The sequence below is a fragment of the Novosphingobium sp. genome, assembly GCF_041905565.1.
GTDB lineage: Bacteria > Pseudomonadota > Alphaproteobacteria > Sphingomonadales > Sphingomonadaceae > Novosphingobium.
This window is the reverse complement of the sequence record NZ_JAYRKX010000007.1, coordinates 1-16,725: the sequence shown is the minus strand read 5'-3', so window position 1 is coordinate 16,725 and position 16,725 is coordinate 1. Positions and strand designations below refer to the sequence as shown.

The window sequence follows — 16,725 nt, the reverse complement described above, 5'->3', positions numbered from 1 at the left end:
GCGGATTGACGGAGGCCGATTGACCTTCGTCAATTCACTCACCCGCGCACCCGGCTAGGCACGGTCTGCAAAGTCCTGCCTGAGAAAGTGCGCGAAGTGAGCGAAGCCGAGACCATCGATGCCCCCGCCGCCACCCCGTTCGAACGTATCGGCGGGCTGGATGTGCTGCGCGAGATCACCCAGCGGTTCTACGACCTGATGGAGCAGGACCCGGCCTATGCCGAGCTGCGCGCGATGCACGCCCCGGACCTGATCGAGATGCGCCGCGCGCTGCCGCTGTTCCTGGCCGGCTGGTCGGGCGGCCCGCGCACCTGGTGGGAAGAAAACCCCGGCAAGTGCATGATGAGCGCCCACGGAGGCTTCAGAATCGACAAGCAGACCGGCGCGCAATGGGCAGACGCGATGCGCCGCGCGATTGCCGATACCCCCGTGGCCGACCGCGAAATCGGCGATGCCATGGCCGACGTGCTGGACCGCATGGCCCGGGGCATGGCGCGCGATTGACTTGTGGGGAGCGGCCCTGACGGGTTAGGCTCCGCCCCATGCACAGCTACGACATTCCGCGCCGCGCGCTGGCCGTGGCCGCCGCCACTTTAGCGGGCTATGTCGATGCGGCCGGGTTTCTTTCGGCCAATCGCTATTTCGTCTCGTTCATGTCCGGCAATACCACGCGGCTGGGGGTCGACTTGGTCGAGGATCCCGCCGCCGCCCGAATTCCGGCGATGCTGCTGGCGCTGTTCGTTGCCGGGGTGACCGGCGGCGCGCTGCTGGCCGGCAAGGCGGGCGAACGGCGCAAGCCGATGGTGCTGGGCGCGGTGGCGCTGCTGCTCGGGCTGGCGGCGACGACGCATGCCCTGGTCCTGCCCATGGCCACGCTGGCGCTGCTGGTGCTGGCGATGGGGGCGATCAACAACACCTTCCAGCGCCAGGGCGAAGTGGCCGTGGGGCTGACCTACATGACCGGCGCACTGGTCAAGCTGGGCCAGGGACTGGCAGGCCGGATCATGGGCCAGCGCGACACCCGGTGGAGCGGCTGGCTGCTGCTGTGGCTGGGACTGGCTTCGGGCGCGGTGGCCGGGGCGGCGAGCTGGCTGCACTGGCCGTGGCTGGCGCTGTGGCTGGCCTGCGGCTGGGCCGCGGTGCTGGCCTGGTTCGCCACGCGGCTGCGCTAGGGTCAGGCCCCCTAGAGGTCCAGTTGCACCAGCTTGTCGCGTCCGGTTGCGCCGCGCAACATCCGCAGTCGTGACGTCGCGATCCCCAGCGCCGCCGCCAGCAATTCAAGCACGGCGGCATTGGCCTTGCCGTCCTCGGGCTTGACCCGAACCTTTACCAGCAACTTGCCTTCGCCCAGTTCCAGGCTTTCCACCCGCGCGCCGGGAGTGACGCGCAGCGCCAGCCGGCCTTCACCATCGGCCAGCGCACGGATTGCCTCGGCCGGGGGGAAATCAGCCCTGGGCCGGGCCATCGCTCATCGCGCCCAGCGCGGCCTGGTGGTTCTTCGCGTTGACCACGTAATGCTTCACCCCCAGCTGCAGGCCGGCCAGCGCCGCGTCGGTCAACTCGCGCATGAAAGTCGCGGGGCGGCCGCTCCACAGCTGGCGGCTGGGAATGCGCTTGTTCGGGGCGAGCAGCGCCCCGGCGGCCAGCATCCCGTCCGCCTCGATCACGCAGCCGTTCATGGTCTGCGCGGCAAAGCCGACGAAGCCGCGATTCTCGATGATCGTTCCATGGATCATCGCCATGTGGCCGATCAGCACGTCTTCCCCGATCAGCGTGGGGAACCCATCGGGCGCGCCCGGCATCGGGCTGTCGCAATGGATCACCGTGCCGTCCTGCACGTTGGTCCGCGCGCCGATCACGATCCGGCTGACATCGCCGCGCAGCACGCAGTTGTACCAGATGCTGGCATCCGGCCCGATCTCGACATCGCCGATGATCCGGCAGCCGGGGGCAACGAAAGCGCTGTCGTGGATGCGCGGGGTCTTGCCGTTGATGGGGATGATCGAAACGTCGGGTCGGGCGGTCATTTGGGTGCTCCCAGGAAATTGCGCCACTGCACATAGGGCAGGATCGAGGCGTGGTCATCGGTCCAGACGCGCGGCGCGGGCTTGACCAGCGCTCGCCACTCCTTGTCGGGTGCGGCCTGGGCGATGCGCTGCAACTGCTGCGGGTCGCGGCTGACCGCGACGAAGCTGGACGGGGTCCATTCGCTGTCGGGATCGGGATAGTCGTCGCGGACCATGGCGTGCAGCCCGCGTTCGGCCAGCAAGGCGGCCAGCGGCGGCTCCAGGTCGATGAAGCGGTTGGAAATGTGCACCATGATCACCCCCCGCGGGCTGAGCGCGCGCAGGTAGACCCCGAAGGCTTCGTGGGTGAACAGGTGCAGGGGAATCGAATCGGATGAGAAGGCGTCCATCGCCAACATGTCGAAACTGCCCGGCGGCAGTTGGGCGAGCGCCAGCCGGGCATCGCCCAGTTCGATCCGGGCGCCCGGCGTGCACTGGCGCAGGAACGTAAAGGTGCCCCGCGTGGAATAGGCCAGCACCGCCGGGTCGATCTCGAAGAAGGTCCAGTGCTGCCCGGGCCTGGCAAAGCAGGCCAGCGTGCCGGTGCCCAGCCCCAGCACGCCCATGCGGGCCTGCGGACCGAACAGGTGCTGCGCCTCGCCAAAGGCGATCGCGACGCCCGAGCCTTGGCCATAATAGGTCAGCGGGGTGCGGCTCAGCGCCGGATCGGTCGATTGTTCGCCGTGCAGCGTGGTGCCGTGGGCCAGGGTGCGCAGGCGCTTGTCCGGGTATTCGCGCACCGTGTTGATCCCGAAATAGGAGCGGGTGCGGATTCCGTCGCGGCTTTCCTGCAGCGTCTCCAATCCGCCCTGGGCCAGCATCGCCCCCAGCAGGACCGGCAGGACCAGCATGCGCCAGGGAACCAGCGCAAAGCCGATCAGCGCCAGCGCCGCGCCCCACGGACCGCGCAAATACTCGGTTTCCTGGTACTGGGTGACGTCATGGATCTGCCACAGGCACAGCCCGGCAAGCCCGATCAGCATGGCAAGACCCAACCGCACCATGTCCGGCTCCAGCCCCGGCAGGCGGCGCCAGTCGGGAAACGAGTCGCGCGGGAGCAAGGCGGCGGCGGCCAGGACCAGCAGCGGATGTTCCCACACCCAGTCGAACAGCACCGGCGCGACCAGCGCGGTAAACACCCCGCCCAGCGCGCCGCCGGCCGACATGGTCAGGTAGAACAGGGTCAGCTGATCGGGTTCAGGCCGCAGATCGTACATCCGCGCGTGCAGCGCGGTGCAGACGAAGAACAGCAGCGTGATGCTCGCAATCACCGGCAGCAGCCCCTGCGAGCCGCGCGCGATCATCGCCAGGCTGCCAGCAGTCAGCACTGCCCCCCAGGCCAGCGCGGAAATCACGTGGGCGGGAACGCGGTTGTCGGCAAAGGCGATCGAGAACGACAGCAGGTAAATCCCCAGCGGGATCACCCACAGCAGCGGCATGGCGAACAGGTCGGTCGTCAGGTGCGTGGTGGTTGACAGCATCAGCCCCGAAGGGACCATGGCAAGCAGCAGCCACAGCGCGATTCGGCGGCGCGGCACCGGCGCGGCCGGGGCAGCGGCAGGGGCCTGGGCTTCGGGTGCGGACCAGCGGGCCCGGGCGCACAGCGCGATCAGGACCAGCAGCAGGACATAGCCCGCGCTCCATGCCCAACTTTGCGCGCGCAGCGGCAGCAGCGGTTCGGCCAGCAGGGGATAGGCAATCAGTCCGCCAAAGCTGCCGAGGTTCGACGCGGCATAGAGCGCCCAGGGCTGCCCGGCCTGCGGATCGGCGGCAAACCAGCGCTGCATCAGCGGGGCCTGGGCCGACACCAGGAAGAACACCGGGCCGATCGACAGCGCCAGCAGCGCAGGCACCCACAGCACTTCCATGCCGGGGCGCGGCGCGGGCAGGCTGTATAGCCCGACCGGCAGGGTCAGCGCGGCCAGCGCGAACAAGGCAAGGTGGATCCGCGCCTGCCGATGCAGCGGCAGCTGCGACAGGCGGTGGGCATACCAGTAACCGCCCAGCAGCAACGCCTGGTAGACCAGCATCGCGCTGTTCCACACGTTGGGCGCCCCGCCCAGCCGCGGCAGGGCCATGCGCGCGACCATCGGCTGGACCAGGAACAGCAGGAAGCTGCCAGCCAGGATGGTCAGGACGAACAGCGGGCGCGCGGCGCGGGTCATGCGCGGCGGACCAGCCGATAGGTGACGTGGCGCAGTAGCGGATCCCCGGGCGCCAGCCTGGGATGATCGAAATCGAGCCCCGGCTGATAGGCCATGCCCAGCCGCTCCATCACCGCGCGGCTGCGCAGGTTGCCGCTGCTGGTGATCGCCCAGATCGCCTCATCGGCGCGATTGGCAAAGAACCAGTCGGCGCAGGCCCGCGCCGCTTCGGAGATATAGCCCTGCCCCCAGCAGTCCGCGGCCAGCCGCCAGCCAATCTCGGGCAGGTTCAGGATCGGTTCGACCCGCCCACGAATCACCCCGCACTTGCCGATCAGGCGCTGGTCGGCGCGGCGTTCGACCACCCAGAAGGTATGACCCAGCGCGGCTTCGAACGCGCGCTCGCGCGCGACCAGGGCTTCGGTTTCCTCCAGCGACATCACCGGCCCGAGCGTGGCCATGACCACCGGGTCACTGCAGATCGCATGGAACGCGGCGATGTCCTCGTCGCGCCACGATCGGATCACCAGCCGCTCGGTTTCGAGCCGGAACTCAGCCAAGCAGCTTCGCCGCGTGGGCCGCGTGATAGGTCAGCACGCCCGAACAACCGGCGCGCTTGAAGCTCATCAGCGTTTCCAGCACCAACGCGTCGCGCTCACCCGCGCCGGCGGCGACAGCAGCCTCGATCATCGCGTACTCGCCGCTGACCTGGTAAGCGAATACCGGCACTTCGAAAGCATCCTTCACCCGGCGCACGATGTCGAGATAGGGCAGCCCGGGCTTGACCATCACGCTGTCCGCGCCTTCGGCTAGGTCCAGCTCGACCTCGCGCAGGGCTTCCTCGGCATTGGCCGGGTCCATCTGGTAGGTCTTCTTGTCACCCTTGAGCAGCCCGCGCGAACCGACCGCGTCGCGGAACGGGCCGTAGAAGGCGCTGGCATACTTGGCCGCATAGCTCATGATCTGGACGTTGGGATGGCCAGCGCTTTCCAGCGCCTCGCGAATGGCGGAAATCCGCCCGTCCATCATGTCGCTCGGAGCAATGACGTCAGCCCCGGCGGCCGCCTGGTTAAGGCTTTGCCCGACCAGCACCTCGACCGTCGCATCGTTCAGCACATAGCCGGCGGCGTCGACCAGCCCGTCCTGACCATGGCTGGTATAGGGGTCGAGCGCGACGTCGGTAAGCACGCCGATGTCATCGCCGCAGGCCTGCTTGATCGCGCGGATCGCGCGGCACATCAGGTTGTCGGGGTTGAGCGCTTCGCGGCCATCCTCACTGCGGCGATCGGGCTGGGTGTTGGGAAACAGCGCCAGGCAGGGAATGCCCAAGGCAACCGCTTCCTTCGCGCGGGCGACGATCAGGTCGACCGACCAGCGCGACACACCCGGCAGCGATGCGATCGGTTCTTCCACGCCTGTGCCTTCGGTCACGAACAGCGGCCAGATCAGGTCGGCGGGGGTCAGCACCGTTTCGCGGTGCAAGTTGCGGCTCCACGCGCTGGCGCGGTTGCGGCGCAGGCGGGTCAGGGGGTACATTCCGGTCATGCCCGTTCCCTAGACCCGCGCGGGCAGGGCTTCAATCACTTCCCAGCTTGTCGATTTCCCGCCCGGAGGCCATGGCGATTGTCGCCTGGCGCGGGGCCAAGCTGACCAGCGCCGCCCCCGGCTGGACCGACTTGAGCGTGGCAAGGCGCGCCTTGAACGCGGCCAGTTCCTTCTGGTCGACCTGGTTGTTGACCGTGAAGCGGACCGACAGCGGATTCACCGTCGCCCCGCCCCTGTAGAGTTCGTAATGCAGGTGCGGCCCGGTCGACAGCCCGGTCGAGCCGACATAGCCGATCACTTGCCCCGCACGCACGCGCCCGCCCGCCCCCACCGCGATCCGGCTCATATGCGCATAGCCGGTGGCAAAGCCGCCGCCATGTTCCAGCCGGACATAGTTGCCGTGGCCGCCATGCCAGCCGGCCAGCGCCACCACCCCATCGCCCACCGCATAGATCGGCGAGCCATAGGCCGCGCCGAAATCGATCCCGGCGTGCATCCGGGTATAGCCCAGGATCGGATGGCGCCGCGCGCCGTAGCTTGAGGTGATCCGCCCGACCACCGGCATGATCAGCCCGGTGCGCTGCGCGCCCATCCCGCTGGCTTCGAAGAACTGGCCGTCGCTGCCCCAGCGCAGCAACTGCGCCTGCGCCCGTCCGCCGCGTTCGACCCCGGCATAGAGCAGTTCGCCCACCTGGGCTTCACCGCTGCCCGACCGCTTGTAGGCAACCACCATGTCGAAAGTATCGCCCGGCTCCACCGCGCTATCGAGCGAAAGGTGCTGGTCGAGCACCTGGAGGTATTGCTGGATCGCCTCGATCGGCGCGCCTGCGGCCCGCGCGGACCGGTACAGGCTGGTGCCGACCGTGCCGCGAATCCGCAAAGGCGTGGTATCGACCGCGATCGGCCGGGGCTTCATCACGAAGCCGCCGGGCGCACGCTCGATCGCCAGGTTGAGGTCGAACCGCGCGCGAAAGGCGATGCGCTCCAGCGGGCGGCCCTGCGCGGCGGCATCGCGGCGGCCCAGCGTGATGTCCACTTGCGTGCCAGGCAGCAGATCGCCCAGCGGGACCACACCCGCAACCATGCCTTCAACCCGCGCCGCATCGCCTGCGCTGACCCCGGCGCGTTGCAGCACGTGGGCAAAGCTGTCGCCTTGCCCCAGCGTTGCGGTAACCTGGACCAGCGCCCGTTCCGGCGCGGATTGCAGCGGCACGACCAGGGCGGAAAGCCCCATCCGCGCGCCGCTATCGCCCCCCAGCGCCAGCGGGGCGATGGTCTGGCTGCGGAATTCGTCGCGCTGGCGCGCATCGAGCGGCATGGCCGGCGGCGCGGTGATCGCGGTGAAATCGGGCCAGAACGAGAGCGCGCAAAGCGCGAGGCCCAGCATGGTCCCCAGCCCCCGGAACCAGCGGCGGCTGCCGATGTCCTCGGCAAGGTCCGGTGCCAGGTCATAGCTTTGCAGACGGTAGAGCCAGTCATCGCGCAGCGCGATTATTCGCGCTGGCCAGGCCGTTTCCGGTTCAGGACTGTGGATTAAGGCGTGCGTCAGCGCCGCTGCTTCAGCGGGCGGGCCGCCATGGCCCGATTCCGGCACTTCGCGCGGCTTGAACAAGGCCGTGTCCCCATTTCGCGTAACGCACGGAAATCCCTGCACAAGGAAAGTTAATCTTGTCCTAATTCGATACAATGTCGTGCCGAATCAGGCACAAAGGGGAATCGCTTCCCGGCCCGCCTTGCCGGGCGCGGGGGCACTGTGTCACACCTCCGGCGTGAGCGCGCATAGCAAATCAAGCGGAACGGACGGCCGGATCAAGGCCGTGCTGGGTCCCACCAACACGGGCAAGACGCACCTGGCGATCGAGCGGCTGTGCGCGCATTCGTCAGGCGCAATCGGCTTTCCGCTGCGACTGCTGGCGCGCGAGGTCTATGACCGGGTCTGCGCGATCAAGGGCCCGGAACGCGTCGCGCTGATCACCGGCGAGGAACGGATCGAGCCCAAACACGCCCGCTGGCTGCTGTGCACCGCCGAGGCGATGCCGGTGGGGGCGGACCTCGCCTTCGTCGCGCTGGACGAAGCGCAACTCGCCGCCGACCGCGAGCGCGGCCACGTGTTTACCGACCGGCTGCTCCATGCCCGCGGGCGCGAGGAGACGATGATCCTGGGTTCGTCCACGCTCGAACCGCTGGTGCGCAGCCTGCTGCCCCAGGCCGAAGTGGTCAGCCGCCCGCGCTTTTCCACCCTGACCCATGCCGGGGCGCGCAAGCTGTCGCGCATCCCGCCGCGCAGCGCGATCGTCGCCTTCAGCGCCGAACAGGTCTATGCCGTGGCTGAAATGCTGCGCCGGTTCCGCGGCGGCGCTGCCGTGGTGATGGGCGCGCTCAGCCCGGAAACCCGCAACAAGCAGGTAGCATTATACCAGTCGGGCGAAGTCGATTACCTTGTCGCCACCGATGCGATCGGGATGGGGCTGAACCTCGACATCGGCCATGTCGCCTTTGCCGCGCTGTCGAAGTTCGACGGGCAGCGCCAGCGCCGGCTGACCCCCAGCGAGATGGCCCAGATCGCCGGACGCGCCGGGCGGCACCAGCGCGACGGCACATTCGGCACGCTCGCCGGCACCGGCGGACATGACGCCGAATTCACGCCCGAAGAAATCTACGCGATCGAGGAACACCGCTTTCCCCCGCTGACCAAGCTGTTCTGGCGTGAGGCGGACCCCGATTGCACCAGCCTGCGCAGCCTGATCGCCGATCTTGAGCGTGGACCCGATCGCCCCGAACTGGCCCCCGCCCCGCTGGCGATCGACCTGGCCGTGCTGAAACGGCTGGCGGAGGAACCCGACACAACCGGCGCGGTGCGCGGCGCGGCGATGGTCCGCCGCCTGTGGGAGGCCTGCTGCCTGCCCGATTTCCGCCAGGCCGGGGTCGATACGCACAGCCGCTTCGTGGCGCGGCTGTGGCAGGACCTGCGTCATGGCCAGCTGGGGAGCGACTATGTCGCCCGCTCGATCGCGGAACTGGACAACCCTTCGGGCGATATCGACACCTTGCAGATGCGCATCGCCGCGATCCGCAGCTGGGCCTATATCAGCCAGCGGCCCGATTGGGTGCTGGCGCGCGAGGAAATGGCCGCCCGCGCCCGCGCCGCCGAAGCGCGCCTGTCGGACGCGCTGCATGCGCGGCTGACCGAACGCTTCGTCAATCGCCGCACCGCCGTGCTGATGAAGAAGCTGGGCGGCGATGCCGCGCTGCTGCCGGTCACTCTGCGCGAGGACGAAGTGCTGGTCGATGGCGAGATGATCGGCCACCTCGCCGCGTTCCGCTTTGCCGTCGATCCGCAGGCGCGGCTGGCCGACCGCAAACTGCTGCTGGCCGCGGCCGAGCGGCACCTGCCCGCCCTGCTTGCCCAGCGCGCCGCCGCATTGGTGGCAGCGCTGGCCGATGGCACGGCGTCATTGCAGCTCGACGGCGCAACGGTGCGCTGGGACGGCGAGGCGATTGCCCGCCTGCAACCCGGGCGGGCCCGGCTGGATCTGCGGCTGGTCGGCGATCGTTCGCTCGATGCGCTGGCCCCGGAATGGCGCCAGCAGGTGCTCGGCGCGGCCGATCGCTGGCTGGCCGAAACCCTGGCCCCGCTTGAGCCGCTGCGCACGCTGGTCGCGGCCAGCGCCGATCCTGAGGCCGGGCCGGAACTGCGCGCGCTGCTGATCCGGCTGGGCGAAGGCGGCGGGGTGCTGGCCCGCGCCGAATCGGGCCTCGACAGCCTGTCCGCCGAACAGCGCGCGCGGCTGCGCCAGCTGGGCGTGCGGATCGGCGGGCTGGACCTGTTCCTGCCGGCCATGCTCAAGCCTGCGCCGCTGGCCGCCTGGCGCGCCTTGCAGGCCGCGCGCGGGGTGGACCTGGCCGTGCCCGTGCCCAACATGCCAGTGGTAGTGCCGCTGCCCGGCAAGACCCGCCTGCCCCCCGGCTACCGCGGTCTGGGCGGCCAGGCGATTCGCATCGACATGGCCGAACGGCTGCTGCTGGAAGCGCACGAAGCGCGCAACCGGGCGAAACGGCGGGCCTGGCCGCTCGATCCGGCGCGCGCCGTATCGATGGGGCTGACCGAAGCCAGCTTTGGCCGGTTGCTGTGGCTGGCAGGTTTCCGCCCGCAGCAGCCCCGGCATCCGCTTCCCGCCGGGGCATATGGCCCCCCCGCCCCGGTGCTGTGGCGCTGGCTTGCGACGCCGACCCGGCGCAAGGGCGATGGCCCCGCCGCCGCTGCGCCGCCCGCGCCGACCGGCGCCTTTGCCGCCCTGGCAAAGCTGGTCCGGTAGGGCGCGCCCGGGCATGCGGATCGACAAGCTGCTGTGGTTCCTGCGGCTGACCAAGACCCGCCCGATCGCCCAGGCCATGGTCGGCGAAGGACATATCCGGCTCAACGGGCGGCGGGTTGAAAAGCCCGGCACCGCGATTCGCTGCGGCGATGTGCTGGCCCTGCCGCTGTCGCGCGGGGTGCTGGTGATCGAAGTGCTGGCCCTGCCGGAACGTCGCGGACCGGCCGCCGAAGCGCAATCATGCTATCGGGTGCTTGACGAGCGCAGCGCAGTTCCCTTAGCAGCAGGTAACAACGAAACGCCTCAGGGGATCCGCCTGCCATGACCTATGTCGTCACCGAAGCCTGCATCAAGTGCAAGTACATGGACTGCGTCGAGGTCTGCCCGGTAGACTGCTTCTACGAAGGCGAGAACATGCTGGTGATCAATCCCAGCGAATGCATCGACTGCGGCGTGTGCGAACCCGAATGCCCGGCCGAAGCGATCTTGCCCGATACCGAAAGCGGGCTGGAACAGTGGCTTGAACTGAACGCCAAGTATTCGGCCGAATGGCCCAACCTGACCTCGAAGAAGGACACTCCGCCCGACGCCGACGAGCACAAGGGCGAAGAAGGCAAGTTCGACAAGTACTTCTCGGCCGAGCCCGGCGAAGGCGACTGATTCCGGCGCGAATCGGGCTGCCGCAGGCGGCCCGGTGCGTCATCGATTGCAGCTGAAAGCCCCTGTGCCGGCGTGGGATTCTCCGCGCTGGCAATATTGTTGCGGATATGCTATATAATCCGCGACTGCCGGGGCCGCGCGCCCCATTCGGCAGCCGACGATCATGAAAGGCAGGGCTGGCAAGACGGTTGATGGACACATCGGACCGGGTCGCAATTCTTTACCCGTTCGCTGTCCCAGTGCCCCGTTTGCAACGCGCGAAGTTCCGCGCATGGCAGTCCTGACGAGTGAAAGGACGTTACATGGTGGCCAAGGCGCACGCCTTCGAAGTTGGTGACTACGTCGTTTATCCCAAGCACGGTGTCGGGCGGGTGATCGAACTGCTTGAGCAGGAAATCGCCGGGATGAAGCTGGAACTTTATGTACTGCGGTTTGAAAAGGAGCGCATGACCCTGCGCGTGCCGACCAACAAGGTCGAAGCGATCGGGATGCGCAAGCTGTCTTCGGACAAGACCCTGCGCGAAGCGCTCGATACGCTGAAGGGCAAGCCCAAGGTCAAGCGCACCATGTGGTCGCGCCGCGCCCAGGAATACGAAGCCAAGATCAATTCGGGCGACCTGGTGTCGATCGCCGAAGTGACCCGCGACCTGTTCCGCGCCGACGATCAGCCGGAACAGAGCTATTCGGAACGGCAGATTTTCGAAGCAGCCTCCTCGCGCCTCGCGCGCGAGCTGGCCGCGATGGAAAAAACTGACGAGCCGGCCGCGCTGAAGAAGATCCTCGCGATCCTCAACGAGCACGCGCCCAAATACTATGCGGAGCAGGCCACGGCCTGATCCTGCCCGGCTTCTGCCGGCTGAAAGGGGCCGTCCCGCAAGGGGCGGCCCTTTTTCGTTGCGCGCGCCCCTTGAAATATCTGCCTTGCCGTATTACTACATTAATACACATGGCAGGAGGTAACAATGAAGCTCAAGCTGGACAGGATCGTCAGGTCGTTTGCCCCGGCGCTGGCACTGGTTCTCGCCGCCGGGGTTTCGGGCTGCGACGGCGCGAACATCAAGCTCAACGGTGAAGAGGGCAAACCGCTCGCCGAACTCGACCTGTCGGGCGCGCCGCCGCAGGAACTGGTGCTGCTTGGCCCGGACGAAGTCCGCATCACATCAGGCGACAAGCTGGCGATCAGCGTTGATGGCGATGCCGAGGCAAAGGACGCGCTGCGCTTCACCCTGAAGGACGGGTCGCTCGGGATCCTGCGCAAGGACAAGGTATTCGGCAAGGACGGCAAGATCGCGGTGATCACCGTGACCATGCCGGCCCCGCGCGAAGTCGTGATGGCCGGTTCGGGCAAGATCCACGCCGAGGCCCTGGCCAGCGAGGCCAAGGTGACCATCGCCGGTTCAGGCAACATCGAATCGCCCAGCGTAGCGGCAGAAAAGCTCGACCTGACCATTGCCGGATCGGGTAATTTCCGCGGCGCGGGCAATGTCAGGAAACTGGACGTGACGGTCGCCGGCAGCGGTTCGGCCGCGATGGATGCGCTCAAGGCCGAAAGCGCCAAGGTGACCATAGCTGGTTCGGGCGACGCCAGCTTCGCCTCGGACGGCGAGGTCGAGGCCAGCATTGTCGGCTCGGGCAATATCACGGTCAAGGGCCGCGCCCGCTGCAAGCTGAGCGCGATGGGTTCCGGCAAGCTGGTCTGCGAAACGGTCACCAAGGGCGAATAGGCCGCCCTGCCCCGCTCCTGCGATGAACCACCGCCCCCGGTTCATCGCAGTGCAACCCCGCGCTGCTACGATGTCACGGATCGTCACGCAGTGCGGGGTTGCTTCATGTCTGGACGAATGACCGCGGCCTTCCTGATCTTGCCGCTATCGGGCTGCGGCGCCGCCGGAGCGGTTGTCGATCTGGCCAGCATGCCGGTGCGCGGCACGGGCCGGGCGATCGACGCCGGCAGCACGCTGGTCGATGTCGCCACGGTCAGCCAGTCCGAACGCGACGAAAAGCGCGGCCGCGAAATCCGCCGCCGCGAGGAGCGCCTGGGGCAGCTTGACCGCGAATACCGCAAGCAGAGCGAAAAGTGCGGGCGCGGCGATGCCGAAGCCTGCCGCAAGCGCGAGACCGCCTGGTACGAAATGCAGCGCCTGATGCCGAGCGTGCCTTACGAAGCGCGCTGATTTCCGCCTTACGGCGGTGCGGACAGGCCATCCGGCCTGTCCTAACAACACCAGCCCGCTCCCCCGGCCCAACCACCCGTTAAAGGTACCCTGTGGGTGGTTGGGCCGGGGGAGCGGGCTGGTGTTGCAAGCTGATCGCGGAGGCGATCAGCGCACCAAACAAGGACTCAACCTAAACCGCGGCGCGGCGCAAGCGGTCGTTGATCGCGATGCCGATGCCTTCATCGGGGATCGGCGCAATGGCGATGCGCGGCTGAGCGGCACCGGCCGCCTGATGCAGGCAATCGTAGAGCCGCGCCGCCGCTTCGGCCAGGTCGCCCGCAGACGACAGACTGACCGCGCCCGCGACAGGACCAAAACCGATCAGGAACTCGTCCGGATGGGCTGCGGCAGCGTTCAGGCGCACCGGCTTGCCGGGGGCATAGTGGCTCGCCAATTGTCCCGGCGCTTCGATCCGGTCTGACGTCACGAGGCCAGCCGGAGCGCCAAGAATGGCGGAAATCTGCGCCTCGGTAATCGGGCCGGGGCGCAGCACCTGCCAGCTGCCATCGGCACGCAGGGCAACAATGGTCGATTCGATCCCCGCCGCGCAGGCCCCGCCATCGAGCACCAGCGGCACCTGCTCACCCAGCGATTGCACCACATGCGCCGCCGTGGTCGGGCTGACCCCGCCGCTGCGGTTGGCCGATGGGGCGGCCAGCGCCAGGTCGCCTTCCTCCAGCAGGGCACGCATCGCCGGGTGCGCGGGGCAGCGCAGCGCCAGGGTGGGCAGGCCCGCGGTGACGGCCGGGGCGATTCGCGCGCCATCGCGCAGCGGCAGGACCATGGTCAGCGCGCCTGGCCAGAACGCTGCGGCCAATTTTCTGGCGCGATCGTCGATCATGACCAGTTCTTCGGCCCGGGCCAGGTCGGGGACGTGGACGATCAGCGGGTTGAAATCGGGCCGCCCCTTGGCGCGGTAGATTGCCGCTACGGCATCGGCACTGTCCGCCCGCGCGGCCAGGCCATAGACCGTTTCGGTCGGCACGGCGACCAGCCCGCCGCCGCGCAGCAGGGCCGCCGCAGCGGCGATTCCCGCCGCATCGGCCACGCGCACCTGGGGACTGTCATGCTTGCCGGACATCGTCCTCCCGCTATAGGCGAAGGGAACCAAAGCCAAGGAAAAGCGCGCATGGAATACACCGCCGCCACCGCCGACCAGATCCTGGCCATCCGCGTCAACGCGGGGATCGAGGAACTGGCCGCACACGATCGCTTCGCTGCCGCCAGCCCCGACATGGTCGAAGCCATCGTCGAAGGGATCGGCCAATTCGCCGCCGGCGAATGGGCGCCGCTCAACCGCGTGGGCGATCAACAGGGCGCCGTGCTGGCCGATGGCCGGGTGACCCTGCCGGCCGGCTTTGCCGAGGCCTACCGCGGCTATGTCGAACAGGGCTGGAACGCGATTTCGGGCGACAGCGAATTCGGCGGCCAAGGCCTGCCGTTCACCCTTGCAGCCAACGTGATCGAGAATGTCGGCACGGCCAACATGGCCTTCGGCCTGCTGCCGATGCTGACCGTTGGCGCGATCGAGGCGCTGAGCCACCACGGCAGCGCGGCGCAGAAGGCGCTCTACCTCGAAAAGCTGATCAGCGGGCAGTGGTCGGGAACGATGAACCTGACCGAGCCGCAGGCCGGCAGCGATGTCGGCGCGCTGCGCACCACCGCCGTGCCGATCAGCGATGGCGAACACACCGGCAAGTACCTGATCAAGGGGACCAAGATCTTCATCACCTGGGGTGAGCATGACTTGGCCGAGAACATCGTCCACCTGGTGCTGGCCCGCACCCCCGGTGCCCCGGCGGGCAGCCGCGGGATCAGCCTGTTCGTGGTGCCCAAGTTCCACGTCGCGGTGGACGGGACGCTGGGCGCGCGCAACGACGTGCGCGTCGTCGGCCTGGAACACAAGCTGGGGATCATGGCCAGCCCGACCTGCGTGATGAGCTTTGGCGACAATGACGCCTGCGTGGGTGAACTGGTCGGTCACGAGAACGAAGGCCTGAAGGCCATGTTCACGATGATGAATTCGGCGCGCATCAACGTCGGCAGCCAGGGCGTGCAGATTGCCGAACGCGCACTGCAGCAGGCGCAGTATTACGCGCGCGAGCGGGTGCAATCGGCCCGCGCCGGCGCGCCCGGCAAGGATCCGGTGGCGATTGTCGAGCATCCCGACGTGCGGCGCATGCTGCTGCGGATGCGCGCGTTGACCGAAGGGGCGCGGGCGCTGCTCTATTACACCGCCGGCCAGGTCGATCGCGGTGCGCTAAGCGTCGATGGGGCGCAGGCCCGCGCCGATTGCCTGGTGCCGCTGATCAAGGCCTGGGGCACCGATGTGGGCTGCGAAGTGGCCAGCCTCGGCGTGCAGATCCACGGCGGCATGGGCTTTGTCGAGGAAACCGGCGCGGCGCAGCATTACCGCGATGCGCGGATCGCGCCGATCTATGAAGGGACCAACGGCATCCAGGCCGCCGACTTGGTGACCCGCAAGCTGGGCTATGAAGGCGGGGCAGTGCTGACCGCGCTGCTGGCCGATGTCGCGCGCGCCGCCGATGGCGCGGCCCCGCAGCTCAAGGCGCTGGCGGACGACTGCATCGAGGTCGCGCACTGGATGGCCGGCGAGGCGAGCCTGGACGACAAACTGGCGGGATCGGTGCCGTTCTGCACGATGTGCGCGGTGGCCGTGGCCGGGTGGCAGCTGCTGCGCCAGGTTGGCGCGGCCGAAGGCAAGCTGGCGCAAACCAAGCCGGTGATTGCGGGCTATTTCAACACTCACCTGGTGCCCGAAGCACGCGGACTGAAAGCCGCCGCCACGGACGGAGCCGGGCTGCTCTATGCCCTCGACGCCGAGGCGCTGGCCGGATGAGCGATCAGGGCGATCCCTTGGCGCGGATTGCCGCGGCGCTGGAACGGCTGGCCCCGCCCGCTGTCCCGGTGCCGGACTGGAGCGCCGACCCGGCCTATGTCTGGGACCAGCACGGCGCGCGCGCCGTGGCCCGGATCGTCGCCCCGCCGCTGGACCTGCTGCAGGGGATCGACGAGCAGAAGCAGCGCGTGGTCGACAATGTCGCCCGGCTGGCGGCAGGCCACGCCGCGCATGACATGCTGCTGTGGGGATCGCGCGGGATGGGCAAGAGCGCGCTGCTGCGCGCCAGCGTGGTTGCCGCGCAGGCCGGTGATCCGGGCCGCGTCGCCCTGATCCAGGTCGCACCCGAGGCGCTGTCGGCGCTGGCCCCGCTGTTCGGCCAGCTCGGCCGTCTGGAGCGGCGTTTCCTGGTGTTCATCGACGATCTGGGCTTCGAGGATGGCGATTCGGCTGGGCCGCGCGCGCTGCGTTCGTGGCTGGAAGGCGGGGTCGAGGCGCGCCCGGGCAATGTTCGGCTGGCGGTAACGTCAAACCGCCGCGCGATTGTTCCCCGGCACCTCGCCGAACAGGACGATCCGATCAACCCGCGCGACGCGGTGGACGACCGGCTGGCGCTGGCTGACCGCTTTGGCCTGTCGATCGGGTTCCACAACTGCACCCAGGACCAGTACCTGGCGATTGTCGGCGGCTATTGCGCGCAGCACGGCCTCGACTGGAACGAGGGCGATGCGCTGGAATGGTCGAAGCGGCGCGGGCAGCGTTCGGGCCGGGTCGCCTGGCAGTTCGTGACCGAGCTGGCCGGGCGGGCGGGAAAAGCGCTCTAGAATCCCTTGTTTGGTGCGCTGATCGCCTCCGCGATCAGCTAGCAACACCAGCCCGCTCCCCCGGCCCAACCACCCACAGGGTACCTTAAACGGG

The 16,725-nt window shown here is 68.4% G+C and carries 17 protein-coding genes; 10 read left to right on the top strand and 7 right to left on the bottom strand.

The window, feature by feature from the left end; genetic code table 11:
- Positions 1 to 96 precede the first annotated feature (96 nt).
- Positions 97 to 504 (top strand): globin, encoded by a 408-nt coding sequence (locus ACE3N9_RS07380; protein ID WP_374282390.1) that lies wholly within the window; start codon positions 97 to 99, stop codon positions 502 to 504.
- Between the two features lie 38 nt (positions 505 to 542).
- Positions 543 to 1,172 (top strand): YoaK family protein, encoded by a 630-nt coding sequence (locus ACE3N9_RS07375; RefSeq protein WP_374282388.1) that lies wholly within the window; start codon positions 543 to 545, stop codon positions 1,170 to 1,172.
- 11 nt (positions 1,173 to 1,183) lie between these two features.
- On the opposite strand, the gene ACE3N9_RS07370 is transcribed toward ACE3N9_RS07375, so the two are convergent.
- From ACE3N9_RS07370 to ACE3N9_RS07345, 6 genes are read right to left on the bottom strand one after another with little or no spacing between them, the layout of a single operon-like run.
- Positions 1,184 to 1,465 carry a DUF167 domain-containing protein gene (locus tag ACE3N9_RS07370; RefSeq protein WP_374282386.1) on the bottom strand — a complete coding sequence of 94 codons (282 nt, stop codon included), beginning with the start codon at positions 1,463 to 1,465 and terminating at the stop codon, positions 1,184 to 1,186.
- Positions 1,446 to 2,027 (bottom strand): gamma carbonic anhydrase family protein, encoded by a 582-nt coding sequence (locus ACE3N9_RS07365; RefSeq protein WP_374282384.1) that lies wholly within the window; start codon positions 2,025 to 2,027, stop codon positions 1,446 to 1,448. Before ACE3N9_RS07365 ends, ACE3N9_RS07370 begins: the two co-directional genes overlap by 20 nt.
- A complete protein-coding gene (locus tag ACE3N9_RS07360) occupies positions 2,024 to 4,231 on the bottom strand; it encodes a spermidine synthase (protein WP_374282382.1) in 2,208 nt (735 codons plus the stop codon). Before ACE3N9_RS07360 ends, ACE3N9_RS07365 begins: the two co-directional genes overlap by 4 nt.
- Positions 4,228 to 4,770, bottom strand: a complete 543-nt coding sequence (locus ACE3N9_RS07355) for a GNAT family N-acetyltransferase (RefSeq protein ID WP_374282380.1) — start codon at positions 4,768 to 4,770, stop codon at positions 4,228 to 4,230. The genes ACE3N9_RS07360 and ACE3N9_RS07355 overlap by 4 nt, the downstream gene beginning before the upstream one ends.
- On the bottom strand, positions 4,763 to 5,755 hold the full coding sequence (gene hemB / locus ACE3N9_RS07350) for a porphobilinogen synthase (protein ID WP_374282378.1): 993 nt from the start codon (positions 5,753 to 5,755) through the stop codon (positions 4,763 to 4,765). The genes ACE3N9_RS07355 and hemB overlap by 8 nt, the downstream gene beginning before the upstream one ends.
- A 31-nt stretch (positions 5,756 to 5,786) precedes the next feature.
- On the bottom strand, positions 5,787 to 7,367 hold the full coding sequence (locus ACE3N9_RS07345; protein WP_374282376.1) for a M23 family metallopeptidase: 1,581 nt from the start codon (positions 7,365 to 7,367) through the stop codon (positions 5,787 to 5,789).
- A 157-nt stretch (positions 7,368 to 7,524) separates the two neighbouring features.
- Here ACE3N9_RS07345 and ACE3N9_RS07340 point away from each other — a divergent pair, with 157 nt between their 5' ends.
- From ACE3N9_RS07340 to ACE3N9_RS07315, 6 genes are all read left to right on the top strand, one after another.
- Positions 7,525 to 10,071 carry a helicase-related protein gene (locus ACE3N9_RS07340; RefSeq protein WP_374282374.1) on the top strand — a complete coding sequence of 849 codons (2,547 nt, stop codon included), beginning with the start codon at positions 7,525 to 7,527 and terminating at the stop codon, positions 10,069 to 10,071.
- A 13-nt stretch (positions 10,072 to 10,084) separates the two neighbouring features.
- Positions 10,085 to 10,396 carry an RNA-binding S4 domain-containing protein gene (locus ACE3N9_RS07335; protein ID WP_374282372.1) on the top strand — a complete coding sequence of 104 codons (312 nt, stop codon included), beginning with the start codon at positions 10,085 to 10,087 and terminating at the stop codon, positions 10,394 to 10,396.
- Complete coding sequence (gene fdxA / locus ACE3N9_RS07330) at positions 10,393 to 10,731, top strand: ferredoxin FdxA (RefSeq protein ID WP_374282370.1); 339 nt, start codon at positions 10,393 to 10,395, stop codon at positions 10,729 to 10,731. The genes ACE3N9_RS07335 and fdxA overlap by 4 nt, the downstream gene beginning before the upstream one ends.
- A gap of 302 nt (positions 10,732 to 11,033) precedes the next feature.
- Positions 11,034 to 11,567 (top strand): CarD family transcriptional regulator, encoded by a 534-nt coding sequence (locus tag ACE3N9_RS07325; protein WP_374282655.1) that lies wholly within the window; start codon positions 11,034 to 11,036, stop codon positions 11,565 to 11,567.
- A gap of 126 nt (positions 11,568 to 11,693) precedes the next feature.
- Entirely contained in the window at positions 11,694 to 12,455 is a 762-nt protein-coding gene (locus ACE3N9_RS07320; protein ID WP_374282368.1) for a head GIN domain-containing protein, read from the top strand.
- Between the two features lie 117 nt (positions 12,456 to 12,572).
- Entirely contained in the window at positions 12,573 to 12,905 is a 333-nt protein-coding gene (locus ACE3N9_RS07315; protein WP_374282366.1) for a hypothetical protein, read from the top strand.
- A gap of 172 nt (positions 12,906 to 13,077) precedes the next feature.
- Here ACE3N9_RS07315 and ACE3N9_RS07310 read toward each other — a convergent pair whose 3' ends face one another.
- A complete protein-coding gene (locus tag ACE3N9_RS07310) occupies positions 13,078 to 14,028 on the bottom strand; it encodes an L-threonylcarbamoyladenylate synthase (RefSeq protein WP_374282364.1) in 951 nt (316 codons plus the stop codon).
- 48 nt (positions 14,029 to 14,076) lie between these two features.
- Between ACE3N9_RS07310 and ACE3N9_RS07305 the strand changes: the two genes are divergently transcribed.
- Entirely contained in the window at positions 14,077 to 15,807 is a 1,731-nt protein-coding gene (locus ACE3N9_RS07305) for an acyl-CoA dehydrogenase (RefSeq protein WP_374282362.1), read from the top strand.
- A complete protein-coding gene (locus ACE3N9_RS07300; protein ID WP_374282360.1) occupies positions 15,804 to 16,631 on the top strand; it encodes an ATP-binding protein in 828 nt (275 codons plus the stop codon). The genes ACE3N9_RS07305 and ACE3N9_RS07300 overlap by 4 nt, the downstream gene beginning before the upstream one ends.
- The last annotated feature ends 94 nt before the right edge of the window (positions 16,632 to 16,725 follow it).

What these genes read in the sequence shown, in the direction of transcription:
- fdxA (WP_374282370.1), top strand. Translation starts at nt 10,393, where the DNA reads ATGACCTATGTCGTCACCGAAGCCTGCATCAAGTGCAAGTACATGGAC.
- ACE3N9_RS07375 (WP_374282388.1), top strand. Translation starts at nt 543, where the DNA reads ATGCACAGCTACGACATTCCGCGCCGCGCGCTGGCCGTGGCCGCCGCC.
- ACE3N9_RS07335 (WP_374282372.1), top strand. Translation starts at nt 10,085, where the DNA reads ATGCGGATCGACAAGCTGCTGTGGTTCCTGCGGCTGACCAAGACCCGC.
- ACE3N9_RS07310 (WP_374282364.1), bottom strand. Translation starts at nt 14,028, where the DNA reads ATGTCCGGCAAGCATGACAGTCCCCAGGTGCGCGTGGCCGATGCGGCG.
- ACE3N9_RS07325 (WP_374282655.1), top strand. Translation starts at nt 11,034, where the DNA reads ATGGTGGCCAAGGCGCACGCCTTCGAAGTTGGTGACTACGTCGTTTAT.
- hemB (WP_374282378.1), bottom strand. Translation starts at nt 5,755, where the DNA reads ATGACCGGAATGTACCCCCTGACCCGCCTGCGCCGCAACCGCGCCAGC.
- ACE3N9_RS07320 (WP_374282368.1), top strand. Translation starts at nt 11,694, where the DNA reads ATGAAGCTCAAGCTGGACAGGATCGTCAGGTCGTTTGCCCCGGCGCTG.
- ACE3N9_RS07315 (WP_374282366.1), top strand. Translation starts at nt 12,573, where the DNA reads ATGACCGCGGCCTTCCTGATCTTGCCGCTATCGGGCTGCGGCGCCGCC.
- ACE3N9_RS07305 (WP_374282362.1), top strand. Translation starts at nt 14,077, where the DNA reads ATGGAATACACCGCCGCCACCGCCGACCAGATCCTGGCCATCCGCGTC.
- ACE3N9_RS07365 (WP_374282384.1), bottom strand. Translation starts at nt 2,027, where the DNA reads ATGACCGCCCGACCCGACGTTTCGATCATCCCCATCAACGGCAAGACC.
- ACE3N9_RS07300 (WP_374282360.1), top strand. Translation starts at nt 15,804, where the DNA reads ATGAGCGATCAGGGCGATCCCTTGGCGCGGATTGCCGCGGCGCTGGAA.
- ACE3N9_RS07370 (WP_374282386.1), bottom strand. Translation starts at nt 1,465, where the DNA reads ATGGCCCGGCCCAGGGCTGATTTCCCCCCGGCCGAGGCAATCCGTGCG.
- ACE3N9_RS07360 (WP_374282382.1), bottom strand. Translation starts at nt 4,231, where the DNA reads ATGACCCGCGCCGCGCGCCCGCTGTTCGTCCTGACCATCCTGGCTGGC.